The organism is Bacteroidia bacterium (assembly GCA_041391665.1).
Taxonomy (GTDB): Bacteria; Bacteroidota; Bacteroidia; order J057; family J057; genus JAGQVA01.
In genome coordinates this window covers 2,723,469-2,747,943 of sequence record JAWKNO010000002.1, presented here as the reverse complement: position 1 = coordinate 2,747,943, position 24,475 = coordinate 2,723,469, and the positions used below count along the sequence as shown (strand labels likewise).

The 24,475-nt window shown below is 46.5% G+C and carries 19 protein-coding genes; 12 read left to right on the top strand and 7 right to left on the bottom strand.

The window, feature by feature from the left end; genetic code table 11:
• Positions 1-105 precede the first annotated feature (105 nt).
• Positions 106-1,929 carry an ABC transporter ATP-binding protein gene (locus R3D00_22500; GenBank protein MEZ4775966.1) on the bottom strand — a complete coding sequence of 608 codons (1,824 nt, stop codon included), beginning with the start codon at positions 1,927-1,929 and terminating at the stop codon, positions 106-108.
• A gap of 51 nt (positions 1,930-1,980) precedes the next feature.
• Here R3D00_22500 and rbfA point away from each other — a divergent pair, with 51 nt between their 5' ends.
• Both rbfA and R3D00_22490 read left to right on the top strand, forming a co-directional pair.
• The gene (gene rbfA / locus R3D00_22495; protein MEZ4775965.1) at positions 1,981-2,340 is read left to right on the top strand and encodes a 30S ribosome-binding factor RbfA; all 360 of its coding nucleotides are present in this window, start codon (positions 1,981-1,983) and stop codon (positions 2,338-2,340) included.
• A complete protein-coding gene (locus R3D00_22490) occupies positions 2,337-3,560 on the top strand; it encodes an ABC transporter permease (protein MEZ4775964.1) in 1,224 nt (407 codons plus the stop codon). The genes rbfA and R3D00_22490 overlap by 4 nt, the downstream gene beginning before the upstream one ends.
• 4 nt (positions 3,561-3,564) lie before the next feature.
• Here the strand turns inward: R3D00_22490 and R3D00_22485 are convergent, their stop codons facing one another.
• The gene (locus R3D00_22485; protein MEZ4775963.1) at positions 3,565-5,115 is read right to left on the bottom strand and encodes a sulfatase; all 1,551 of its coding nucleotides are present in this window, start codon (positions 5,113-5,115) and stop codon (positions 3,565-3,567) included.
• 13 nt (positions 5,116-5,128) lie between these two features.
• Entirely contained in the window at positions 5,129-6,088 is a 960-nt protein-coding gene (locus R3D00_22480; GenBank protein MEZ4775962.1) for a sugar phosphate isomerase/epimerase family protein, read from the bottom strand.
• A gap of 69 nt (positions 6,089-6,157) precedes the next feature.
• Between R3D00_22480 and R3D00_22475 the strand changes: the two genes are divergently transcribed.
• The 3 genes from R3D00_22475 to R3D00_22465 are packed head-to-tail and all read left to right on the top strand — an operon-like array spanning position 6,158 to position 9,435.
• Positions 6,158-7,408: an alpha/beta hydrolase fold domain-containing protein gene (locus R3D00_22475; GenBank protein MEZ4775961.1), complete on the top strand. Its 1,251-nt coding sequence runs from the start codon at positions 6,158-6,160 to the stop codon at positions 7,406-7,408.
• Positions 7,409-7,453: 45 nt separating this feature from the next.
• Positions 7,454-8,650: a tRNA 2-thiouridine(34) synthase MnmA gene (gene mnmA / locus R3D00_22470; protein ID MEZ4775960.1), complete on the top strand. Its 1,197-nt coding sequence runs from the start codon at positions 7,454-7,456 to the stop codon at positions 8,648-8,650.
• A gap of 14 nt (positions 8,651-8,664) precedes the next feature.
• Positions 8,665-9,435 carry a hypothetical protein gene (locus R3D00_22465; GenBank protein ID MEZ4775959.1) on the top strand — a complete coding sequence of 257 codons (771 nt, stop codon included), beginning with the start codon at positions 8,665-8,667 and terminating at the stop codon, positions 9,433-9,435.
• On the opposite strand, the gene R3D00_22460 is transcribed toward R3D00_22465, so the two are convergent.
• Both R3D00_22460 and R3D00_22455 read right to left on the bottom strand, forming a co-directional pair.
• Positions 9,432-10,187 carry an ROK family protein gene (locus R3D00_22460; GenBank protein ID MEZ4775958.1) on the bottom strand — a complete coding sequence of 252 codons (756 nt, stop codon included), beginning with the start codon at positions 10,185-10,187 and terminating at the stop codon, positions 9,432-9,434. The two genes, R3D00_22465 and R3D00_22460, sit on opposite strands and share 4 nt — an antisense overlap.
• A gap of 65 nt (positions 10,188-10,252) precedes the next feature.
• A complete protein-coding gene (locus R3D00_22455) occupies positions 10,253-10,480 on the bottom strand; it encodes a hypothetical protein (GenBank protein MEZ4775957.1) in 228 nt (75 codons plus the stop codon).
• A gap of 95 nt (positions 10,481-10,575) precedes the next feature.
• Between R3D00_22455 and R3D00_22450 the strand changes: the two genes are divergently transcribed.
• The 6 genes from R3D00_22450 to R3D00_22425 all read left to right on the top strand — a co-directional run bounded on the left by R3D00_22450 (position 10,576) and on the right by R3D00_22425 (position 19,703).
• Positions 10,576-11,262, top strand: a complete 687-nt coding sequence (locus R3D00_22450; GenBank protein ID MEZ4775956.1) for a hypothetical protein — start codon at positions 10,576-10,578, stop codon at positions 11,260-11,262.
• A gap of 66 nt (positions 11,263-11,328) precedes the next feature.
• Positions 11,329-11,997 (top strand): response regulator transcription factor, encoded by a 669-nt coding sequence (locus tag R3D00_22445; GenBank protein MEZ4775955.1) that lies wholly within the window; start codon positions 11,329-11,331, stop codon positions 11,995-11,997.
• Positions 11,994-13,385, top strand: coding sequence for an ATP-binding protein (locus R3D00_22440; GenBank protein ID MEZ4775954.1), 1,392 nt, complete (start codon positions 11,994-11,996; stop codon positions 13,383-13,385). The genes R3D00_22445 and R3D00_22440 overlap by 4 nt, the downstream gene beginning before the upstream one ends.
• Positions 13,386-13,466: 81 nt before the next feature.
• Positions 13,467-17,813, top strand: a complete 4,347-nt coding sequence (locus R3D00_22435) for a CusA/CzcA family heavy metal efflux RND transporter (protein MEZ4775953.1) — start codon at positions 13,467-13,469, stop codon at positions 17,811-17,813.
• Between the two features lie 10 nt (positions 17,814-17,823).
• Entirely contained in the window at positions 17,824-18,996 is a 1,173-nt protein-coding gene (locus R3D00_22430) for an efflux RND transporter periplasmic adaptor subunit (protein ID MEZ4775952.1), read from the top strand.
• Positions 18,997-19,397: 401 nt separating this feature from the next.
• On the top strand, positions 19,398-19,703 hold the full coding sequence (locus tag R3D00_22425) for a hypothetical protein (GenBank protein ID MEZ4775951.1): 306 nt from the start codon (positions 19,398-19,400) through the stop codon (positions 19,701-19,703).
• Between the two features lie 63 nt (positions 19,704-19,766).
• On the opposite strand, the gene R3D00_22420 is transcribed toward R3D00_22425, so the two are convergent.
• Positions 19,767-19,982: a hypothetical protein gene (locus R3D00_22420; GenBank protein MEZ4775950.1), complete on the bottom strand. Its 216-nt coding sequence runs from the start codon at positions 19,980-19,982 to the stop codon at positions 19,767-19,769.
• Between the two features lie 9 nt (positions 19,983-19,991).
• Positions 19,992-22,019, bottom strand: a complete 2,028-nt coding sequence (locus R3D00_22415) for a TonB-dependent receptor (protein ID MEZ4775949.1) — start codon at positions 22,017-22,019, stop codon at positions 19,992-19,994.
• 77 nt (positions 22,020-22,096) lie between these two features.
• Between R3D00_22415 and R3D00_22410 the strand changes: the two genes are divergently transcribed.
• On the top strand, positions 22,097-24,442 hold the full coding sequence (locus tag R3D00_22410; protein MEZ4775948.1) for an FG-GAP-like repeat-containing protein: 2,346 nt from the start codon (positions 22,097-22,099) through the stop codon (positions 24,440-24,442).
• Positions 24,443-24,475 lie beyond the last annotated feature (33 nt).

The window sequence follows — 24,475 nt, the reverse complement described above, 5'->3', positions numbered from 1 at the left end:
ATGTAATATATTTGGTTGAACCGTTCTTTTTTAAGAGTGTACAAGCGGTTTCTGCCAATTATTAGAATAAATTCCTGATTATATACGAATTTAAGAGATGTAAGGTTAGTTACCAAATTGCAGATCAAACAGCCGTTTATACACGCCGTTTATCCTGATCAATTCATCATGAGTACCCATTTCCACAATTTTCCCTTCTTCCAGCGCAAGAATCATATCTGCGGAAAGAATCGTGGAAAGTCTGTGCGCAATCACCAGGGAGGTGCGGTTGTGCATCAAATGATCCAATGCCTCCTGAACCAGTTTTTCGGACTCTGTATCGAGGTTAGAGGTTGCTTCATCCAAGATCAAAATGGCTGGGTTTCTCAATACTGCACGGGCGATACTGATCCTTTGCCTTTGTCCGCCAGATAACCGGGTACCCCGCTCACCAATCAAGGTATCATACCCTTTGGGCAAGTCCATAATAAATGCATGGGCGTTGGCAATACGGGCAGCTTCTTCCACAGCCTGGGGATCCGGGTTGACCAGGCCATAGGCGATATTATTGCGAACGGTGTCGTGAAACAAGATTCCTTCCTGGGTAACCATACCGATATGTGAACGCAAATCGGCAAGTGTCATACTCCGGATATCTACCCCATCCATCAGAATTTGCCCCTGATAGGGGTCGTAAAAACGGGGAATCAGATCTGCCAGGGTAGATTTTCCCGCGCCGCTGGGACCGACGATTGCTACGGTAGAACCTTTGGGTATCACAAAATCAACCTCTTTTAAGATGTCTGCCTCTTCGTACCGGAACCATACTTTCGAAAAATGGATTTCCTTTTCAAACGTCGGCTTTGGTACCGGATTTAGGCTGTTTTGTATATCTGGCAGAGAAGTCAACAGGGTTTCTACCCGGTCAAAAGAGGCAATTCCCCGGGAGATTTTGCTCACAATACCCGAGAAGGCTTTTATAGGGGCAAGAAACTGTGAAAATATGGCAATGAACCCGATAAACTCCGAGGCTTTCATTTCACTTTTTTCGCCCAAAATCATCGTACCACCCATAAAAATAATGGCACAAACCACGGTAATACTCAACACTTCGGTCAAAGGAGAGGCAAGCTCGGTTCTCCTCCGGATCGAAATCTGCATTTGAGTATATCGCTCATTGAGCCGGTTGTGGCGCTCTTTTTCAAAGTTTTCTTTCTGAAAAGCTTTGACAATGCGAATGCTGGAAATAAATTCCTCATTGTGTGCCAGTAAATCACTGAGAATTGCCTGTCCCTTCGTCGCCTTTCGTTTTAATGGCCGGGCAATCATATTGATTGCTAATGCCGTGAGAGGCAATACAATCAGCGTAAACAACGTCAACTTCCAGGAAATCACAATCAGCGTGAAAAGAAATACCAGCATGGTCAACGGCTCCCGAATCGCGCCCTGTACGGTGCTGATCACCGATTCCATGATGATCTGAAGATCGCTGGTCAGAATATTCAGCGTATCACCTTTTTTGTTGCGGGAAAAAAATTGTAGATCGAGTGTTGTCAAATGGGAAAAAATATGATCCCGCATGTTGCGAACAATCCCAAATTCAAGCGGCGCCATACAATAGCTGGCAAGATAACGCGCGAGGTTTTTGATGATAATGACCCCCAGAAGAAAAAAACAAAAGTATAAAAGAACGGTCTGCCTGCCATAGATACTCATCCAATCACTCAAATAGTAGTAGCCATAATCTTTAACCGATCCGGTATCCAGAAAGTTAAAGGGTGTGGCTGGCGCAGGAATGGGCTCCTGGGAAAATAATATCTCCAGAAACGGAATCGCCGAAATCAGCGACACGGCACTAAACAGCGTGTACAGCAACAAAAACACAAATGCCATTCCCCCCAGCCAAAACCAAGGTCGCCCAAAAGAAAGAATTCGGAAATACGCGTGCATCCTTTTACCTTTGTCTATGGAAAAATCTTTTCCATATCGTTACAAAAGTATATGTCAGCTTCCATTCAACAAAAAAAAACCGAAAAGCTCATTCAATTTGAGATCAGTGAGATTATTCGTACGAGTCCCGCTTTGAATCAGGGAAAAATGGTTTCTGTTACCGTTGTAAGGCTTACGCCGGATAAGGGAATGGCAAAAATTTACCTGACGGTTTTCCCCGATGATCAGTTGGAAGCCGTTACCGAATCCATGAATGAACACATGACCGAACTGCGACGCCAACTTGCCGGGCGAATTAAAAATAAAGTCCGGACAGTACCTGAGATTCGTTTTTATGCCGATGACTCCTTTCGGGAAGCTGCCAAAATCGATGAGATATTTAAAAAAATTGAGGAGGGTAAAGAGGAATGAACCTCTCTTTTTATATCGCACGCCGTTACCTGTTTTCCAAAAAATCCAGTAATGCAATCAATGTGATTACCTGGGTTTCCATGGCGGGAATCGGTGTGGGTACAGCTGCATTGATTTTAGTCCTGTCTGTATTCAACGGGCTTACTACTTTCATTGAAGGGCTGTTTGCGGCAATGGATCCCGATATAAAAATTGTCGCTGCCCGCGGTCAGGTGTTTGAACATTCTGATGATATTTACAGAAAGCTGTCCGAACACCCTGAAGTAGTGGCCATTACCCGTACCATCGAAGGCCGGGTATGGCTTGAGTATGTCGATAATCAGACTTATGGCACAATCAAAGGTGTAGAAGAGGATTTTCTTTCTGTCAACCGGGTGGACACGTTTGTTTATGCCGGAGAATACAACTTCAAACCCCGCAACGGGGTTTCTCAGGCTGTATTGGGAAGTGTGATTGCCGCCAATCTCAGCGCAGAGATTGACAATGATTTCAGGCCGATCAGTGTCTCCTACATTCCGCAAAACGCCTCGATCTCCAATCCGATTAATACAGATTTTATATTCCCTTCAGGCTACTTTAGTGTACAGAAGGAGTATGACGAAAAATATATTCTGACCGATTTTTACTTTGTTCGTGATCTGTTTGAATTGAAAAATGAGATCTCTGCCTATGAACTTCGGCTGACAAATACCGATCGGGCCGGCCCTGTAAAAAAACAACTGGAAGCGCTGATTGGGCCAGACTATGAAGTACTCACCTGGTACGAACAACACCAGACGCTCTACAAAGTCATGCGCAATGAAAAATATGTGAGTTACCTGATTTTGGTGCTGATGCTGGCCATTGCGGCTGTCAACATTGTAGGTAGCCTTTCTATGATCGTACTGGAAAAAACCCGCGACATTGCCGTATTAAAATCTATGGGTGCCACACAAGGCACGATTCGCAAGATATTCCTCGCTGACGGACTCCTGGTCGGTAGTGTTGGCGGAATATGCGGCGTTGTCGTCGCGTTGATCACGGGGCTCGCTCAGAAGTACCTCGGATTTATCCAGCTAAACGGAGGGGAAAGCTTCCGTGTGAAAGCCTTCCCTATCGAATTACAGTTTGGTGATTTTGTATTGGTTGCACTGACTGTCATCACACTTTCCGTACTGGCTTCTGTATATCCTTCGCTCCAGGCTTCCCGCGTACGGGTGGTACAGGGTCTCCGAATGTAAAAAATTAATAAACGCCTTTATTGCGGTGATCGCCGCCGCGCAGTTTGACCGTACGTTTCAGCGGAATCTGCATTCCATCGGTGCTTTCCAGCCAGTCGTAGATTTCGCCGGCAAGTTGTTTGATCATATCCTGATGCAGCGGCGAAGCGATAAGGTTATTTTGCTCGTAGGGATCTTCCTGAAGGTCATAAAACTCATTGGTATCCCAGATGCCGTGGTAGCGGATGTATTTGTACCGGTCGGTACGCACACCGTGCATTGTAGGGGTCTGGGGAAAATCATATTCCCAGTAGTATTCATAAAAAATCCGGTCGCGCCACGCGACGTCCTGTCCTTTTAGCAAAGGCAAAAACGAACGCCCATGCAGGTATGCGGGAGGCGTCAGGCCTGCAAGCTGGAGCACAGTTGGGGCAATATCGATATTTTGCACCATCCCGTTGATCGTTTGCCCGCCGGCAAACAGTTCGGGGCAACGAACGAGAAACGGTACTTTTACCGATTCTTCGTAAAATTGACGTTTGTCAATCAATCCGTGCTCGCCGAAGGCGAAGCCATTGTCCCCCATATATACAATCATGGTAGATTCGTCCAGATTATTGGCTTTCAGCCAGTCGAGAACTGCCCCCACACTTTCGTCCACCCCTAGCAGCGTTTCGCAGTAACGTTTGAAAAAAGTCCCGTAGTCCATCGCACCGTGGTACATATAGTCGACTCCGTGCCAGCTCTCCCGCTGCATTTTCTGCCAGTCGGGCATACGGCCTTCGCCATAGTATTCGTCCGTTTGATATGGTTCTTCGCCTGTGCGCCGGTTTTTTCCTTTCACCTGCGGTACGGAACTGTAGTAAGAAGGAGGAAAAATAAGGGGTTTATCCTGATATCTCCCGGCATGCCGGGCGGCAGGTTGAAAGTCTGCATGTACCGCTTTGTGGGAGAGATACACAAAAAATGGTTTTTCCTTATCCTGTTTGTCCAGCCATTCGAGGGTATGTTCAGTAAGCAAGTCAGTGATATAGGTCGAATCGCCATAGGCTACCTGCTGGCCGTTGATATTCAGCGTAGGGTTGTAATACACCCCCTGCCCCCGGAAACTTTCCCAATGGTTAAAGCCGGGGCGGGGATCATCTGTTTCATGTCCCATATGCCATTTTCCGAAAAAAGCAGTGTTGTAGCCCGCTTTCTGGAGGTATTGGGGAAAAAAGAAAAGATTTTCGGGCACGGGTGCCTGATTGTCCACTACGGTATGAGAGTGGGAAAACAAACCGGTAAGAATAGAGGCTCTGCTCGGTGAGCAGAGAGAAGTCGTAACAAAGGCATTGGGAAAATAAGCCCCTTCACTGGCCAGGCGGTCCATATTCGGCGTTTCAAGCCAGGGAACCTTTCCCGTAAAACCCATAAAATCGTACCGGTGGTCATCCGTAAGAATGAATATGACGTTGCGGGGTTTTACCGATTTATCTTTGGCCAGTTTAGGCAATTTTTGCTGGGCGTGGAGCGCGATTTGCCCCATAAAAAGAAAAGAAAAAATCAGCAATAAGCGAGGGTTGAACAAATGCATTTTCGCGAATATTTTAGATGGACAATAATTTTCTAAGAAATTCCAGGTCTTTTTTCATTGCAGCAGCGACGGCAGATTTGTCGATAGAAATATCCCGGTTGCCATGTTCTGCACCGCCGAGATCATATTCGTAGTGAAGTGAAACCGGCACATCGACTTTTAACTTCCGCAGCATCCCGATATAGCTGTCAAAATTGACCATTCCTTCCCCCATGGGTACATTTTTCACCTCCATTTTTCCGTCATTCATTCCCCATACAAAATCCTTAAAATCGAGGGTATTGATATGAGGGGCAATTCGTTGCAAGACAACCGGCCAGGTGTTGGCGCCTTCCACCGTAGCGTGGCGGATATCGTACTGGCAGCCCAGCCATTCGGAGCCAATTTTGTCAAGTACATCGGCCAGATCCCAGATGGCAGATCCAAACCTGTCGCCTGCATGGTTTTGATAAGCACCTTTGATCCCGGTTTTGGCATTAAAATCAGACAATTGTTTTAGCTGCCCAGCGAGTTGCTCAAGGTTTTCCTTCAACGAAAGGTTGGGGTTGTAGGGAATCCACCCCATGCGGTAATATTGAATACCCAGGTCAGCGGCCGTTTTCAGGGTATTTTGGGCATATTCTTCTTTTTCGGAGGAAATAGCAGTGGTCATCATTCTGACTTTCAGGCCCGCTTTTTCCACGGCTTTTACTGCTTTGGGTAAATCTTTTTTCACATTTTCGGGAAGAACATGGCCACCCGGTCTGACGGTAAGGTCAACGGCATCAAAGCCAATTTCAGCGGCAAAGTCAGCCATAGGGCCGTAATCGAGCCATTGGAGGTGTTTGGAGAAAACGGAAATATCAGGTAGTTTCTCCATCTTTGTGTGGGAAAAACTAATTTCCGGAAAACCCGATGCTAAAGAAAATAAAACACCGGCTTTCGTGGTTTGGGAAATAAACCTTCTTCGGGAAAGGGGGTTGTTGTTTTTCATTGGTGTAGTAGTAAGCAATAACAGATTGCAATAAATGTACAATATTCTTCTGATTCAAACTCAAACCGTATGATTCGTATTCTGGCTAGTCTCCTGATCCTGTTTCCTTTCAGCCTGTATGCACAACCGACCTGTGCCACCGGGCGGTATCAGCAGGTTGTTTTCCCAAATTTTACCAAAATTTCCGGAGTAAAATATGGTTCGAATATCCAGCCCAAAGCCGGTAATCCCACCAATGTGGATTCCCTGTACATGGATATATATATGCCGGCAGGCGATTCTCTGACGGAGAAACGCCCGGTCATCCTGCTCGCCTTTGGCGGCAGTTTTTTCTTTGGATCGCGCACGAGCCCTGATATTGTGGAGTTGTGTACCCGTTTTGCAAAACTAGGGTACGTAACCGTGTCGATTGATTACCGCCTCACTCCCGAAATTGTATTAAACGGGAATGAGTATGTGCTGTATACGGCGGTGATGAAAGCCACCCACGATATGCGCGCAGCAGTGCGATTTCTGCACAAAGATGCGATGACTGACAACTTATACCGGATCAATCCGGATCTCATATTTGCCGGAGGTGTTTCAGCCGGAGGAATTGCCGCGCTTCATCTGGCCTATCTCGATCAGTCTTCAGAGTTTCCGGCAGTGATTGCCAACGATATTCCCGGTATTGGCGGGGTGGAAGGGCTTAGCGGAAATATGGGTTATCCATCTACGATTGCCGGCGTAATCAATCTTTGCGGCGCATTGGGCGACACTGCCTGGATGCATGCTGGTGATGAGCCGATTGTAAGTGTACACGGTACGGAAGACGCCACTGTGCCATATGGAAGTTCTACGCTTCAGTTATTTGGCGCCAATGTAATTGTACATGGGAGTTCGAGCATTCATGCAAAAGCCGATTCTGCAGGTATCCGCAATGCCTTCCGCCCATTTCCGGGTGCAGACCACGTGCCCTTTTCCTATGGCCTCAGCGTACCGCAGTATATGGACACTACCTTTTGGTTTGTTCGCGATTTTCTGGCTGGGATTGTCTGCGAAAATACTACTGCCCTCGAACCGGAACAGTCATTACAGTCTCTGACCTTTGCACCCAATCCATTTACCGCATCAACCCGGATCTCCCTGGAGAACCACTCCTTAAAAAATCTCGAAATGTTTGACCTTCAGGGGCGAAGCGTCAAGGTAAGTTATTCCAGAGAAAGTCAATCCCTGATTCTGGATCGGGGAATATTGCCCGGCGGGCTATACATAGTGCGGGTGGAAGATGAGCGGGGAAAATGGATGGTAGATAAGGTGCAAATTCTAAATAGGGAATGACGACCAAAAACTTTTTCCCTAACTTTGCAGTTTAAAGGTGATACTATGAAAAGAGTCGTTGTCGGTCTGTCGGGCGGCGTGGATTCCAGCGTCGCGGCCTTCCTCCTTCTAAAGCAGGGCTACGAAGTCATTGGCCTGTTTATGAAAAACTGGCATGATGACTCCGTAACTATCAGCGACGAATGCCCCTGGCTCGAAGACAGCAACGACGCGCTCAGCGTCGCCGAAAAACTGGGTATTCCCTTCCAGACGATCGATCTGAGTACAGAATACAAAGCCCGGATCGTGGATTATATGTTTGCCGAATATCAGGCTGGCCGTACGCCCAATCCCGATGTCCTGTGCAACAGAGAGATTAAGTTTGATATTTTCCTGGAAAAAGCGCTCAAACTCAAAGCCGACTTTGTCGCTACCGGCCACTATTGCCAAAAAGACGAAACAGAAGTAAACGGACAAACCGTCTACCGCCTGCTTGCAGGGGCCGACCCCAACAAAGACCAAAGCTATTTTCTCTGTCAGCTCACCCAACACCAGCTGAAACATGCACTTTTTCCCATCGGCCATCTGCAAAAATCGGAAGTCAGGAAAATTGCTACCGAACTTGATCTGGTCACCGCCGGAAAAAAAGATTCCCAGGGCCTGTGTTTTATTGGAAAAGTAAGGCTACCGGAATTCCTTCAGCAACAACTGCTGCCCAAAGCAGGGAAAATTATTGAAATCGATCCTCAATCGCCTGTTTACCAGGTGCCGGTAGTTCAGGGTTTCCCCGCTCAGGATAGCACTTACTGGTTGCGGGAAGTTTCCCGTCCGTTTATATATCAGCCCACCGATGGAAAAGTGGTTGGCGAACATCAGGGGGCTCATTATTTTACTATCGGACAACGGAAAGGATTAAACGTCGGGGGCAAGGCAGAACCGCTGTTTATTATCGCGACAGATACCGTAGAAAATGTGATATATGTCGGAATGGGAGAAAGCCATCCCGGCCTTAACCGCAGGGGATTGTTTATTCCCAATACAGATATTCACTGGGTGAGAAATGATCGGGCGCTATCCCCCGGAGAATCGCAGAATCTGCTGGTGCGCATCCGCTACAGACAACCGCTTCAGGCCGCAACCTTATACCGGGAAGCGGAAGGACTATATATTGTTTTCGAAGAATTTCAACGTGGCATCACACCCGGGCAATTTGCCGCATGGTATGACGGGGAAGAACTACTTGGCTCTGGTGTCATTTCTTAACACTTATTCAAAACATGAAAATTTTAAAATATGCGGCAATTGTTCTCGGCATTGTCGTTGGTCTGATTTTGTTGATCAGTGTAACCGCAGGACTGATCGCACATGAAAGCAAGCCCGAAGGAAAAGTATGTGCCGAAGCAGGGGAAATGGCAAACCAGATTATGGCAGCTGTGGATTGTGCTGCCTGGGATACGACCGGAGCCATTTCGTGGTCATACGGTGGCAGAGGTCATCACTTGTGGGATAAGGAAAGGAATTTCAACCGCGCGACCTGGGGCAATTATGAGGTATTTGTCGATCTCAATACCCAACAGGGAGTAGCGTTTAAAAGCGGAGAAAAACTGGATGGAAAAAAAGCCGAAAAGGCCGTACATGAGGCCTGGCTTCGCTGGGTAAATGATGCATTCTGGCTAAATCCCCTTTGCAAACTTTACGACCCGGGAACCGTGCGATCGCTGGTAAAGGTCAAAGATGGCCGCACAGGCGTTATGATTACCTATCAGAGCGGAGGTGCCACACCCGGCGATTCCTACGTATGGTTTGCAGATAGTACAGGGTTACCTACCGAATGGAAGATATGGGTAAAAATCCTGCCCGTAGGAGGGATATCCTTTACCTGGGAAGGGTGGGAAACATTGGTTACCGGTGCCAAAATTGCGACTATTCACAAAGCCACGGCAGGGGTGATCCTTAAAATTGAAGACTTGCAGGCGGCAGCCCATTTACAGGAACTCACCGGCGGTACAGATCCCTTTCAGGTATTGGAAGAAAGTACTTCCAACTAATTGTGGAGGTGATTTTTCACCAATGACTTTGCAGACATTGCGGCACCAATAATTCCGGCCTGGTTGAGGAGTTTTGCAGTAGTGACGGTAGTTGGCACGTCAATAACGTCTTCAAATTTGTCGTACTTTTTACTGGCACCTCCACCGAGAATAATCACATCGGGGTAAAACAGGCTGTTGACGTAGTTGAGATATTCATTGAATCGTTTCCCCCATACATGCCAGGAAAGCTCGTATTTTTTACGGGCAGCGTCGGAGGCGTAGTGTTCAGCGATCCCGCCTTTAAACCGCAGGTGTCCCAGCTCCGAATTGGGCACGAGCTGCCCATCCTGAATAAATGCACTACCGATACCCGTGCCGACCGTAAGCAGGATTGCCAGGCCTTCAATTCCCCGTCCTGCGCCAAAGGTCGCTTCCGCCAGACCTGCGGCATCAGCGTCATTGACCACCTTTACGAGGCAATCCGTCGCTTCCTCAAACAACGCCTCCACGCGAATATCTACCCATTTTTTATCGATATTAGCGGCAGTGAGCACTTTCCCTTTTTGAATGACTGAAGGAAAACCACAACCAATTAATCCCTTCCAATGAAAATGTTCAGCAAGTTTAGCCACAGTTTTGGCTACGGCTTTGGGAGTAGAAGGGTCAGGAGTGGCATACCGAATCCTTTCCGAAGTAAGCTGCCCGGTGGTGATGTTTACAATTGCCCCTTTGATACCTGAGCCGCCAATATCAATACCTAATATTTCCACGTGCGATTTTTTTTCTGACTGGATAAAGAGGTTAAAATAGCGTTATTATTTTACCTGTCAAACCCTTAGCTAATAAAGTCTCCGCTTACACCGGCTTTCTGGCAGAGATTTTTTAGTTCTACCCTGAATTTATAAGGAATCAAATGTTCCAACCTCTTCTCTTTTTGTTTAATTGAGCGCTCAATATTTTTCTGTCGCTCAGAACAATTATTATTTTCCAGTTCCTTCTGAAGATCAGAAAGCTGGCGTAATAAATGGTCGATCGTTAATATGTATTGATCTTCTGCACTCATGGTACGAAAGATACGGATTTTTAGGTTTTTTTGATAAAATCTGTTTTTATTCGTTGAATCAGAATAAAAAGCTAATGAACCAAACCATACGTAAAATGAAAAAAATACAACCAATGCTTCGTCTGATGGTTTTTTCCGTTATGACCATCTTCATTTTTTCAGGTCTCCATGCGCAAAAAGCTAAAAAAGGTATTTTCATCGGCATTAATGTAACCAACAACAATTTTAATCCCGAGGGTTTTAACGGATCCTCCATCTTTGTTGGCACGTCTGCCCCATTTACCGCATTCTCTGTTCCGGAGCTCAGCCCAGCCACGGGTATCGGCGGCAGTCTGGGGTATCGCGGCAAAGACGGTTCCATCGAGATCAACTACACCAGTTATAATCACGAGGGGAAATGGCTGAATATTAGCGGTGATGCCACCAATACGATGCTGAGCATCAATATGAAAAAGTATTTCTTTAAAAATCTCAGACTGCAGCCGTTCATTCAAGCGGGATGGATTCCACTGGCTACGCTGAATGTATCTGACGCTGGCGTAATTCCTGTCACGTTTGAAACAACCAATGCCCGTTTTCAGGGTGATATTGGCAACTTTCAGGTTGGTGGCGGTGCAGCCTTTTACTGGACCGAACGATTTGCCGTTCACGGTACCGTACTCTACCGCTACACCAATTTTAGTACTGTGGAAGATGACAACGGCGCCTCCTTTCAGGCCGAAAACCCTATCAATGGTACAGGCTGGAATGCAGGCATTTCGCTGACATACACTGTTTTTTAAGACAATCTTAAGGCAAATTTTTGCGATCCTGTGATGCCAGTTTGCTAACTTTCAGGCAAAATGGCTATGCGAATATTGATCATAGAAGACGAGCCGGGCATTCTCAATTTTTTACGACAGGGACTGGAAGAAGAGTCCTATGTGGTGGATACTGCCATTGACGGGAATACAGGACTGGAAAAAGCCCTGACGGAAGATTATGATCTGTTGCTGGTAGACTGGATGTTGCCCGGTCTTAGCGGCATTGAAGTATGTCGTCAGTTTCGCCAACACAACCATCAGACGCCGGTCATTTTCCTTACGGCCCGTGATACCGTACAGGATACGATTTTCGGTTTGCAGGCCGGAGCCAACGATTATATCCGCAAACCATTCAGTTTTGACGAACTCCTGGAGCGGATCAGAGTCCAATTTCGCACACTAAGGGGAGAAAACCACCAGCTTTCTCTCGGGCCTATCCTTATGGACATCCAGGCGCACCAGGTGCGCAAAGACGGAGAAGAGGTTCCCCTGACACAAAAAGAATTTGCCCTTCTTGAATATCTTATTCGAAATAAAGGCAAAGTATGCCGCCGTACCCGTATCATCGAAAGTGTCTGGGACATCCATTTCGAATACAATACCGGGGTAATAGATGTTTATATCAATTCTCTCCGAAAAAAACTGAAGCTGGAAAAAGATGAAGATTATATCCAGACCATCAGGGGTGTGGGGTATATAGCCAAAGAATTATGAGCCTGTCATTTCAAAACCGGGTAGCTACCTGGTTTATCATCAGCACGGCCACGGTCGTCGCAGTGGTATTTTTTATCACCTATTTTATCGTGCGTACCACGGTATTTCTTCACCTCAACAATGACATCGCCTTTGAGGCGAATAAACATTTTGGAGAGTTGCTGATCGTGGACGAAAAACCTGTTTTTAAAGACAAAGGCGAATGGATGGAACGCGAACACAGGGCCATTGAGGTGAATCCTGTATTTGTACAGGTAACCGACCGCACGGGTAAGCTCGTGGACAAATCGCCAAACCTGAAAGATGGGGTACTGGTCTATATGCCCGGGAAATCTGAAGGCGCGTTTTATAATACAATGCTATCGGGCAAAGCGATACGCCAAGTGCAGATGTCCATGAAAAAGAACGGACAGGTGTACGGTTACCTGCTTGTAGCCATGTCGCTGGAAGACTCCCAGATGGTTCTCCTGAATCTGAAAAGGGTATTATTGATTGCCTTTCCCGTTGTACTTATTATCCTCTTTCTGATTGCCCGGTTCATTGCTGGAAAAAGTATTAGTCCGGTCACGGGCATCATCCACACAGCCAGCAAAATCACAAAGGAAAATCTCAGCGAACGGATACGCACCCCCAAAAACGAAGATGAACTCCACACGCTGGTCATTACCATCAATGACTTGCTTGACCGCATTCAGCAGGCTGTAGAACGGGAAAAACAATTTACCGCAGATGCTTCTCACGAACTCCGCACCCCGCTGGCTGTCATAAAAGGAAACCTAGAAGTACTGATCCGAAAACCCAGAGAACCGGAAGCCTATATCGCCAAAGTACAATATGTCATCGAGGAAATCGACCGAATGAATCATCTGGTTGACCAGCTCCTCCTGCTGGCCCGGTTTGAAAGCCAGAAAGCTGCCCTGGACTATAGAAGTTTTGATATGACAGAATTACTGGAGCAGGTTCTTCTCAGGCAGCAAAATACCATTCACCAAAACCAGCTCAGGATAAACATGGTTGTCAATCAGCGGATAGAGATATTTTCAGATCCCTATATGATGGACATTATCATGGAAAACCTCGTCTCCAATGCCGTAAAATACGCACCTTCGGAAGGAACTGTAACCATCCACCTCGGCAAACAGACTGATGGCGTGGGGTTTACCATTCACAATACAGGGGAAAGCCTGAGTCAGGAAGAACTTACTAAAATTTTTGAACGCTTTTACCGGTCTGATTCCCTGCGCCATCCACAGATAAAAGGAGCGGGGCTGGGTCTTTCTATTGTCAGAAGAATGTGCGATTTATTGCAAATACAGATTACAATGGAAAGCCAAAAAGAAAAAGGAACTACCGTGCGAATAAAAATCCCCTACCCTTCCCAATCATAATTTTAAGGAAACTTTAAGGAAAACCGGAGTATGTCTTAAGCATTCAATCCTTAGGTTTGTGTCATTCTTAAAATCAGTCAAATGTCAGAGAAAATCATTTCTTTCAGTATCCGGAATAAGCTTATCATTATTCTGTTTACGCTTTCTGTAGTTGCTTTCGGTGTTTATTCCCTGACGCAAATACCGATTGGTGCTGTACCCGATGTCACCAACAACCAGGTACAGGTCATCACTACATCCCGAAATCTTTCCACTCAGGATGTAGAACAGTTTCTCACCTACCCGGTCGAACTGGAAATGGCCAATCTCCCCGGCGTGGCAGAAATTCGATCTGTTTCCAAATTCGGGCTTTCGGTCGTAACCATTGTATTTGACGACAATCTGGGCACCTACCTCCCCCGTCAGTTGATTGCAGAAAAGATCCAGAGCGCAATGGAAAAAATTCCTACCGGATTTGGGACACCATTTATGGGGCCGATCACGACCGGACTTGGAGAAGTGTACCAATATGTCATTGACACAAAACCGGGGTATGATTCCGTGTATTCAGCCATGGACCTCCGCACGATTCAGGACTGGGTCGTAAAAAGACAATTATCAGGAATTCCCGGTGTTGTTGAAGTCAATACCTGGGGCGGGTTTCTCAAACAATATGAAGTTGCGATTGACCCCGGACAACTCCGGGGATTAAACATCTCTGTAACAGAAGTCTTTGATGCACTCGAAAAAAACAACAGCATTGCCGGAGGCGGATATATCGAGAAAGGCCAGGAAGCATTTTTCATTCGCGGGGAAGGGCTGGCAAAATCTGCAGCTGATATCGAAAACATTGTCATCAAACAGATCAACGGCGTCCCTGTCCTGATTCACGATGTCGGCAAAGTCCACGATGGGTACGCTACGCGGTTTGGGGCAATTACCGGAAACGGACAGGGAGAAAAAGTCCTGGGACAAGTCATGATGCTCAAGGACGCCAATTCCAAACAGGTAATTGAAGCAGTGAAGGAAAGAGTCGCAGAAGTACAAAAAACACTGCCGGAAGGAATTTATATCAACCCATTTCTGGAAAGAAGTGAACTGATCGGGAAAACGACATTTACAGTTGCAGAGAACCTGATTCTGGGCTTTTTAATTGTGGTTTTTGTGGTGGTGTTGCTTCTTGGAAATTTCCGTTCCGGACTGGTCGTCGCTTCTGTCATCCCGCTTTGTCTTCTGTTTGCTCTCAGCATGATGTATATATTTGGGGTAGATGCCAACCTCATGAGCCTGGGCGCCATCGACTTCGGGATTATCATCGACGGAGCCGTCATTATTGTAGAGTTTATCGCATTTCAGATCACCCGGAGGGGAAAAGAACTGATCAATATTGATCCCGAAGACCGCCAGACAGTCATCGACCGTATTACGCTTCAGGGAGCAAGCAAAATGATGCATTCTGCAGTTTTCGGCCAATTGATTATCGTACTTGTTTTTATCCCCATTCTCTCCTTGAGCGGGGTAGAAGGAAAAATGTTCAAACCCATGGCCATGACATTCTGTTTTGCGCTGGTGGGAGCCATGATATTTTGTTTCACTTATGTACCGGTCATTGCCTCCATATTTCTTCGTCCGGTTATTAGTGAAAAACGCACATTCTCGGACAAACTGATGGCCTTAGCGACGCGCTTATACAAACCAACGATAGTGTTTGCCCTACGCTATAAAAAATTAGTACTTTCTGTCGCAGGCATACTGTTTATCCTCGCTATCTTACTTTTCAGCCGAATGGGAGGCGAATTTGTACCAACCCTTGATGAGGGAGACTTTGTGATTCAGCCCGTATTAAAAACAGGGACTTCACTCAGCGAGACCATTGCCACTACCACGCGGATTGAACAGATATTATTGGACAATTTTCCTGAAGTAGAGCAGGTCGTAAGCCGGATCGGTGCGGCGGAGGTTCCCACTGACCCCATGTCCATGGAAGAGTCAGATGTGATCATCAAACTCAAACCCAAAGCCGAATGGGTGTCAGCTACCAGCAAAGACGAGCTGGCGGACAAATTCAAAGAAGCCTTGTCAATCATTCCAGGTGTGGAGTACGAATTTACCCAACCGATTGAGATGCGGTTCAACGAACTGATCACCGGGGTACGTGCAGACGTGGCGATTAAAATTTTTGGTGAAGATCTGACCGTTCTTAGCAGTAAGGCAGAAGAAATCAGAAACCTTATCCAGCACGTGGAAGGCGCTTCCGACATTTCTGTAGAAAAAATCGAAGGCCTGCCACAGATGCGGGTAGTTTACGACCGCGGGAAACTCGCCCGTTACGGGCTCAATGCTGCGGATATGAACCAGGTGGTTTCAATGGCTTTCGCAGGGGTCACTGCGGGAAGTATCTTCGAAGGAGAAAAACGATTTGACCTCGTAATCAAGCTGGGCGAAGATTTTCGGAAAAATCTTCAGGATCTGAAAAATCTCTACGTTACCCTGCCCGACGGGCAACAGATTCCGCTTCAGGAAGTAGCTGATATATTTTACTCCAAAGGCCCCGCCAGAATTTCCAGAGACAATACCCGGCGGCGGATAGTAGTAGGCATCAACGTCAGAAACCGGGATATGGAGTCTGTGGTAAAAGATGTTCAGCAACTGATCGAAACCCAGATACAATTACCTTCAGGTTATCATATTTCCTATGGCGGACAGTTTGAAAACCTTCGCTCTGCCAAAGCCCGTCTGACCATTGCCGTACCCGTAGCGATGTTGCTGATTCTGATCATGCTGCACTTTGCCTTCAGTTCGCTCAAAGAAGCATTAATGGTCTATTCCGCGATTCCTCTGTCAGCCATCGGCGGAATCGTACTTTTGTGGGCCAGAGGATTGCCTTTCAGTATCTCTGCGGGTGTAGGATTTATTGCCTTGTTTGGGATTGCGGTGTTAAACGGATTGGTATTGATCGAACATTTTAAAGAGCTCAAAAGTCACGGCGTAAAAAATATTAACAAACGCATTCTCCGTGGAACTACAGAAAGGTTACGACCGGTAATGCTCACCGCGGCGGCGGCGGCCCTTGGTTTTTTCCCTATGGCCATTTCGTCTTCGGCAGGTGCAGAGGTACAACGGCCACTGGCTACGGTTGTGATTGGCGGGCTGGTATCGGCGACCTTCCTTACGCTCATTGTCTTGCCTGTGCTTTACGCACTGTTTGACACAGAAATCAAACCTCGAAAAAACCGATCAAAAACACCCCAGCATACAGCAGTAGCCGTTGTGATTGGCCTGATGTTATTAGGCCCGGCAGCCTCTTTTGGACAAACACCCGTCATCAATCTGGAGACAGCCATTGGGACAGCCATTGAGAATAACACCGCCCTCAAAGCAGAAGGGCTGAAAAGTCAGCAGGCCCAATCCCTGATCAAAACCGCCTGGGATATCGATAAAACCGGGCTGTTTTACAACTTCGACCAGAATAATATCGCCGAAAACGGATTTGCGATTCAGGTTTGGGGCATTCAGCAAACCCTTCAGTTTCCAACTGTATATTCCGCCCAAAAACGCGTGAATGAAAACCAGGCTGAAATGCAGGGACAGCAATACAGGATCATGGAGATTCAGTTGAAGAGACAGGTGGCGCAGGCCTATTATCAGATCGTATTTGCCAAACATAAACTGAAAATCTACACCTATCTCGACAGCCTTTACGGCGATTTTGTACACGCTGCCAACCGTCGGTTTGAGACCGGAGAAACCAATTACCTCGAAAAAGTAACTGCCGAAGCCAAAAGAAACCAGTTGCAGACGCTTCTCCGGCAAACAGAAAGCGATATTGAAATCGCCAGCCGGGAATTGATGCGGCTAATGGAAACCAATGAGTTTTTTACGGTCGAAGAAAATCAATTGACAAAAGTTTCCTCCCCCGTCAATGATCTGTCAGAACACCCGGGAATCAACTACTTCTCTCAGGCCCGGCAAAAAGCAGACGCCCTATGGAAACTGGAAAAGAACCGGTTTCTGCCCGATTTCCAGTTGGAATATTTCCAGGGAACCAATACCCAGCCCAATTCCCGCCTGTATCAGGGAGTAAGGATTGGAATTGCTGTTCCCCTCTTGCCCGGCGCACAAAAAGCAAGGCTTGCTTCCGCTTCATTTGACAGGGAAATCGCCGTAAACAATGCAGACAGTTACGCCCGGCAGTTGGATACCCGCATGCGGCAACTCGAAGCAGAAAGTCAGAAATATTCCGAAGCTATCCGCTACTACGAAGAGAAAGGAAAGACCCTTTCATCAGAACTCATCAAAACAGCAGAGCGCAGTTTCCGCGAAGGGGAAATCAATTTCCTGCTCTATATCCAAAGCCTTGAAAATGCCAGTGATATAGAACTCAACTGGCTGGAAAATCTCAATAAATACAATCAAACTGTACTGGAACTCACCTACATCACCCGCTAATCCTCAGATTATGAATCGAATATATAAATTCATCTTACTTTCTGCTCTTGGCAGCAGCTTTTTTCCCTCCTGTAAAACGGCACAACAGCAACCCGATGCTGCGGAAGATGTTGTGATCACTATTCCCGAAAACAAAAACCTGCTCAGCGTATCGCGCGAACAGTTTTCAACTTCGGGTATGACCCTGGGAGAATTGACCACTTACGATTTCCCACAGGCAATTCAGGCCAACGGATATATCGACGTGCCGCCGAGCAATCTGGCGAAACTCAGCGTATTTATGGAAGGGTATGTGGAAAAAATAGACCTGCTCGAAGGAGACCGCGTACAAAAAGGACAAGTTCTGATGACGTTGGTCAACCCTGCCTATATTCAGTTACAGCAGGAGTATCTGGAAGTGCGCGAGCAAAGAAAATATTTACGTTCAGAATACGAAAGGCAGCAGACACTTTCTTCGGAGAATATCGCTTCTCAAAAGAATTTTCTGAAAGCAGAAAGTGATTACAAAACGCTGGAAGCCACCTTTTCAGGACTGGGCGAAAAACTCAAAATGCTCAATATCGATCCGGAAAAAATTCAGCCTGACAATATGACTTCACGGGTAAATCTCTATGCGCCGATATCGGGGAGTATTACGGGCATATATGTCAATAAGGGACAGTTTGTCGCAGCATCAGACATCGTCCTGGAAATCACCAATGTGGACCATATCCATGTAGAATTACAGGTTTTTGAAAAAGATATTCTTCAGGTAAAAGAAGAACAGGAAATTATTTTCCGAATACCCGGGGCCGGCAAAGAAACCTATGAAGCAACGGTACACAGGGTAGGCAGAGCTATTCACGATGAGAAGAGAACGGTACCGGTTCACGGTCATTTGAAAGAAGAAAAACATAACCTCGTAACAGGAATGTTTGTAGAAGCAGACATTATCGTGAGCAACAAAACAGCCGCTGCACTTCCGGCCAAAGCAGTGATAGAAGATGAAGGACGGTACTATATACTGACGACCAGAGATGCCGCCGGTAGCGATATGAGTTTCACTAAAAAGGAAATAACCGTGGGAATTGTCACCGAATCGTGGATAGAAATACAAAATCCTAAAATTATCTCACCCGGAGAAAAAGTACTGGTAAATGGCGTGTTTGCCCTTTCGGGAATTACCCCGTCTGAAGAACAATAAAAAATCGGAATTATAAAGTAATTGGGATAAAGGGATTTTTCGAATGAAGGAACGGCATCTGCTAAGGCAGACAGGAAATTACGCAAGCGTAGACAAAAATACGCTGCGTCTGCCTTAGCAGATACGTAAACTTTGCGTCCTCTGCGTGTACTTTGCGTCCTCTGCGTGAACCCCATGTTTACTTGTCAAAGACAAATAAATACACGTAAAACGCAGATTTTCGCAAAGTACACGCAGAGTTTCGCAGAGTTTCGCTCATTGGCGGTTTCTTTGTGATCGATGCCTATTCTATGTCCCAATAAGTTTATAATTCCGTAAAAAATTCTGTCGCCAGATTAAACCTTTTCCAGGCAAAACCATCCAAGCAGTAACAACAACTTCAAACACTTAATTTTACTACAATGAAAATCAAACTTGTTGCGCTGCTGCTTTTCTTTGGTGGTATTGTTTTTACCGCAAGTGCTCAGACCGCTACCCCCCATGTCACACATACTCAGGTTCACCAGACCAAAAGAATCAGGCAGGGTGTACAATCGGGATCGCTGACAAAGGCAGAAACACGGGCGCTTGCCAAACAGCAACGCAGAATCAATCGCGGGAAAAAAATCGCCAAGTCAGACGGAACCGTAACCCCGGGAGAAAGAGCGGTATTAAATGCCAGGCAAAACCGCGCAAGCCGCAATATTTACCGCAAAAAGCATAACTAAGGCATTCCACAATCATACATTATCAAACGCGAAGGGCTGTTTTTATATAAAAGACAGCCCTTTTCATGCAACCCAGTCCAGCGCAAACCGACGCTCCTGAACCGTCTTTTCATTCCAGTATTTGCGCGGATTTCCACACATAAAACAAGAGCATGGCTTAGGGGTATTGATCACATTGGCTTTGATTTCATGGACCCGGTCATTTCCCCAATAATTTTTCCGCTTTTGCAAAAGGCGCTCACGGTGATGCCGTCTGATTGCGCGTTGGTAATTTTTCATTTGCGACACTTATAAAGAAAAACGAATCATTCCCGCAACGTTGGCCGGTGCCTGAACAAAATATCGGGGTGTTCCCACCACATCGATATATCCACTGTTGAAGTACCGGGTATTGGTCAGATTGTTGACCAGTAATGTAAAACTCCATTGTTTTAACGAAAATGTTGCCCGACAGTTTAACAGAAAATACCCATCCACTTCATTTTGATTGGCAAAGTCAATAAAAGAAGTACTCTGATAACGCCCGGAAACGCCTGCCTCAAAACGTTTTCCGACATATACCCATTCCTGATTGACAATCAGGCGGGGGGTAAGTACCGGCACAAATTGAATCGCCTGCTCCAGAATCAGACTCCGGTTTAATGAAATATTACCCGTCATTTTCAACCACTGTAAAAGACGCCATTCGATATCTGCCTCTATCCCTGTACGTATGCTTTGGTCGACATTATTGCTCAGCGCAAGGCCATTGGGGCCAAATTCGCCCACCAGTACAATCTCATTCTCAAAATCCATATAATACAAATTGAGGCTGGCTTTCAGCCGGCCGCGGGAAAACCGGAGTCCCAACTCGTGATCAGTAACAAACTCCGGGTTAGTAATACCCGCGATATAATTTCCCAGACTATCAGCCATAAGGTCATCCGAACCGGCAAACATATCATTGCGCGTAGGTTCACGCCCCGTACGGCCCAGGCTGTAATAGAAGCTGACATGAGGGCCTGCATTCCAAATAATGCCAGCTTTAGGATTCAAAAACTGCCACGAAATACCCGGGAACGCCACACTCCCTTTATAATCAAAACGGGTAGAACGCCCTTGTACATCGCCATAGACCACAAATTTTCTGAAGGAATAAGCCACTTTTGAAAAAGCACTGAAATCTTTTTTATACCCGGTGTTTTTATACAATTCACCCAGGCTTTTTTCACTTCCTGTGTGAGTTCTTGCGTACTGATTTACCTGCAGGCCCGTAGTCCAGAGGAAATTACCTGACTCAAAGGTGTAGTTGGAAAAAAAACCTCCAAAATGGGACTCAAATGCGTAATTATATAATTCTTCCGTGGAAGGTTCTCCCAAAAAATTCAGGTAGTCGAAGTCATAGTTTCCCCTGAGATAATTGTAAAAGAGGCTGGATCGAAATGTACTCCTCCGGGTGGGCGACCAGATATGCTGTAACTGGGTAAGCGACTGGGTAAACTGGTCGTTTTCATTGGCGTTGCCATTGGTACGGGGATTACGATTGATTATATCCAGCGACACGCCCAGCCACGCAAGTTCGTTGCGCTGCTGCCCGGCAAAGCCGGTGAGTTTCAATGAGTACTTTTCCCCATACTTCCCGGCGCTGTAAAACAAAGAACCAGAAGTATGGGCTGAACGCTCCTTATACCCATCTGCATGCAGAAATGACCCGCGCACATATAGTCCTTTTCCGTTTTTGATGCCGGAATTGTGCTCTGCAAACATCCGGTACATATTAAAAGAGCCCAGAGTAAGACCAATGACCGTCTGAGAAGAATCATTTAAATCCGGAGAAGAAAATGCCAGACTTCCCCCATAACTGGCACTACCGTTTTTTGAAGTGCCAATTCCGCGCTGAATCTGAATCTTACCGACAGAATTGAGGAAATCAGGATAGTTGGAAAAATATACCCCCTGATCTTCCGGTTCATTGAGCGGCACACCGTCGAGTGTCATATTGATCCTCGTCTGATCGATGCCCCGGAGGCGAAAATATGCATAGCCATACGCACTTCCGGCATCAGAATAAACCGTGATCGCAGGTGTTTCACTGAGCAGAAATGAGGGTTCCTGGCCAGCATTTTTGTTGTCCAGATCCACCACAGACACATCATGAAAAGCTACAGGGGTATTGGGCCCGGCCAGATATCCGGCAGAAATGACAATTTCCCGAATGTTAACAGAAATCGTATCATTTGCGGGGACGGTATCCTGCGGTATAGTTTGTGCAGTTGCATCAGAAAAAATCAGCAGAAAACAGACAAAAAGAAAACTTCTTTGAAACATGTAAGGCATACGAAAATATTAAACTCCCGAATTTTCAAAATATACATAGTATTGTAATTGCTGAGAAGCAGACTCATGAGTTTCTTATGATAAAAAAAGTCTTACACCTTCCGCTTTGGCCTCTGGTATTTCTTCTTTATATATTCATTGTGCCGGGAAAGCTGTTGTCTCAGGTTTCTAATCTTTCTGGCGAAGATAGTACAATATTTATTTCGCATACCGTATTTCTCCCGGTATATAGTTTTCAGGCAGGTGAACAAAACTGGAATACTGTCGCAGCGGACATCAACCGCGACGGGTATCCCGATGTAATATCTGCATCAAAAACAGATGGCAAAATTCATATCAACTATAATGATGGCAAAGGCAATTTTGGCATTCACCAGGCTTTTGCCACTCAACCCCAAAATCGCGCGGTTTGCATTATCGATGCCAATGAAGATGGAGCGCCTGACATTGCGGCTGTAACCTTGTTGGGCAAACTATGCATCTTGCTCAATGACGGCAAAGGCAATATGGGGCAGCCGTTGGTTATTTCAACCGGAGTCATGGCCCATGATGTATATGCCGCAGATATGAATCAGGACGGCCATCAGGACATTTTGGTAGCCTGTGTTTCAGGCAATTCGGTCAATATCCACTACGGCGACGGAAAGGGAAAATTGGGAATGGCTGTACCTGTACATACCGGTGACAAGCCCCGCAGTGTAAGAGCCGGAGACCTCAATGGCGATGGTCTGCCAGATATTGTGGCGGGTTGCGATGATGGCCGGGTATATTATCATCTCAGTGCAGGAAATGGAAAATTTCACCATCCGCAGTCACTGCGTTCGGGAGCGGCCAACTGGGGCCTTGGACTTGCCGACTTGGATCAGGACGGAACACTGGACATCGCGTCGGCGTCTTACATGGACAAAAAACTATGCATCCACCTGAATAAGGGAGATGGTTCTTTTCTGCGGGAGCAGGAAATCATTTCCGGAGACCATAACTTTGCCCTGGTAATCCGGGACTTTGACCTCGACGGCGATCCCGATATCGTCACCTGTTCGACCGTAGACCACGCCATTAGCTTTCATCTCAATAACGGGAAAGGGGTATTCGGAGAAAGGATCGAGCTAAAATCAGGAAACTGGAATGCAGGGATAGATGCCGCAGATTTTGACGGAGACGGAGACGACGATATTGTAACGGCCTCCATCAACGACCAAAACATCAATATTCACCGAAATATCTCTGCGGACGAGCGCCCGGCAGAAGGGCCGAGATACTGCATCCGGGGAAAAATCTACAACAAAGAAACAGGGAAGATTATTCCCCTCGCCCCCATTAGCATCCGCTACAAAGAAGAAACCCTGGAAACCAGCCGAAGCAATGCCAGTGGCGAATACCAGTTCTGCCCCAAACCTAAAAAAACCTATACCCTTATTGTCCGAACGCCAGGCTTTCCGCTGCATCAGGAAGAAGTAACATTTCCCGAACAAGACATTACCCACGATATTTATTTATCCCTGCCTAAAGGCGCATTTGTTCATGGCACGGTCAGAGACAAAGACACACGCAGACCCCTGCCCGGTGCGATTGTTACGCTGAGAAATCGTTTGGGAGAATGGATCACCGAAATTACTGCAGATGAAAAGGGCTATTACCGCCAGGAGCTTCCCTTTGACCAGGGATATGAAGCGAGCGCAACTTTTCCCCGGTACCGCGATGAGTTCCGCTATTTTGACCTCAATGAAACTCACCATCCGGACGGACTGGTCGTAAATATCGAGCTGGAAACGAAAGTTCCTCCCAACCATATTTGTATCAGCGGAACCGTTTTTGACGACAAAACCCGTGAATACATTCCCTTTGCAGGCATTGTCATCAGGGATCAGGACGGCAACCGGGTGAAAAAATTTCGGGTAGATGCTGCCGGACATTATGAAGTCTGCCTTCCGTATGGCGGTTATCGGTTTAGCACCATCGCCAAAGGGTATTTCTTTAACGTTTCGGAGCTCACCCTTCGCCAAAGCGACCCTGAAATGGGAAAAATCCACGATATCTATCTGCTTCCGCTGGAAGCAGAGGCGCATATCGTACTGGAGAATATTTATTACGATGTGGACAAGGCTACCCTGAGACCAGAATCGATAGAGGAGCTGGACCGGATGCTCGAAATCATGCAACAAAACCCTACCCTCAAGGTCGAAATATCAGGTCATACAGATAGCGACGCATCCGATGATTACAACCTCGTTTTGTCCGACAACCGGGCTAAATCAGTAGTCGATTATCTGACCGCCGCTGGTATCGAACCCCAAAGACTCATCGCAAAAGGATATGGAGAGCAACAGCCCGTAGCCCCCAATGACACCCGGGAAAACAAACAACTCAACCGGCGAACAGAGTTTAAAGTTGTGAGTATAGATATAACTACTCATAACTAATCCCTACTTTTGTCGCATGGTCTGGTTACCTTT

What these genes read in the sequence shown, in the direction of transcription:
- R3D00_22500 (MEZ4775966.1), bottom strand. Translation starts at nt 1,929, where the DNA reads ATGCACGCGTATTTCCGAATTCTTTCTTTTGGGCGACCTTGGTTTTGG.
- rbfA (MEZ4775965.1), top strand. Translation starts at nt 1,981, where the DNA reads ATGTCAGCTTCCATTCAACAAAAAAAAACCGAAAAGCTCATTCAATTT.
- R3D00_22490 (MEZ4775964.1), top strand. Translation starts at nt 2,337, where the DNA reads ATGAACCTCTCTTTTTATATCGCACGCCGTTACCTGTTTTCCAAAAAA.
- R3D00_22485 (MEZ4775963.1), bottom strand. Translation starts at nt 5,115, where the DNA reads ATGCATTTGTTCAACCCTCGCTTATTGCTGATTTTTTCTTTTCTTTTT.
- R3D00_22480 (MEZ4775962.1), bottom strand. Translation starts at nt 6,088, where the DNA reads ATGAAAAACAACAACCCCCTTTCCCGAAGAAGGTTTATTTCCCAAACC.
- R3D00_22475 (MEZ4775961.1), top strand. Translation starts at nt 6,158, where the DNA reads ATGATTCGTATTCTGGCTAGTCTCCTGATCCTGTTTCCTTTCAGCCTG.
- mnmA (MEZ4775960.1), top strand. Translation starts at nt 7,454, where the DNA reads ATGAAAAGAGTCGTTGTCGGTCTGTCGGGCGGCGTGGATTCCAGCGTC.
- R3D00_22465 (MEZ4775959.1), top strand. Translation starts at nt 8,665, where the DNA reads ATGAAAATTTTAAAATATGCGGCAATTGTTCTCGGCATTGTCGTTGGT.
- R3D00_22455 (MEZ4775957.1), bottom strand. Translation starts at nt 10,480, where the DNA reads ATGAGTGCAGAAGATCAATACATATTAACGATCGACCATTTATTACGC.
- R3D00_22450 (MEZ4775956.1), top strand. Translation starts at nt 10,576, where the DNA reads ATGAAAAAAATACAACCAATGCTTCGTCTGATGGTTTTTTCCGTTATG.
- R3D00_22445 (MEZ4775955.1), top strand. Translation starts at nt 11,329, where the DNA reads ATGCGAATATTGATCATAGAAGACGAGCCGGGCATTCTCAATTTTTTA.
- R3D00_22440 (MEZ4775954.1), top strand. Translation starts at nt 11,994, where the DNA reads ATGAGCCTGTCATTTCAAAACCGGGTAGCTACCTGGTTTATCATCAGC.
- R3D00_22435 (MEZ4775953.1), top strand. Translation starts at nt 13,467, where the DNA reads ATGTCAGAGAAAATCATTTCTTTCAGTATCCGGAATAAGCTTATCATT.
- R3D00_22430 (MEZ4775952.1), top strand. Translation starts at nt 17,824, where the DNA reads ATGAATCGAATATATAAATTCATCTTACTTTCTGCTCTTGGCAGCAGC.
- R3D00_22425 (MEZ4775951.1), top strand. Translation starts at nt 19,398, where the DNA reads ATGAAAATCAAACTTGTTGCGCTGCTGCTTTTCTTTGGTGGTATTGTT.
- R3D00_22420 (MEZ4775950.1), bottom strand. Translation starts at nt 19,982, where the DNA reads ATGAAAAATTACCAACGCGCAATCAGACGGCATCACCGTGAGCGCCTT.
- R3D00_22415 (MEZ4775949.1), bottom strand. Translation starts at nt 22,019, where the DNA reads ATGCCTTACATGTTTCAAAGAAGTTTTCTTTTTGTCTGTTTTCTGCTG.
- R3D00_22410 (MEZ4775948.1), top strand. Translation starts at nt 22,097, where the DNA reads ATGATAAAAAAAGTCTTACACCTTCCGCTTTGGCCTCTGGTATTTCTT.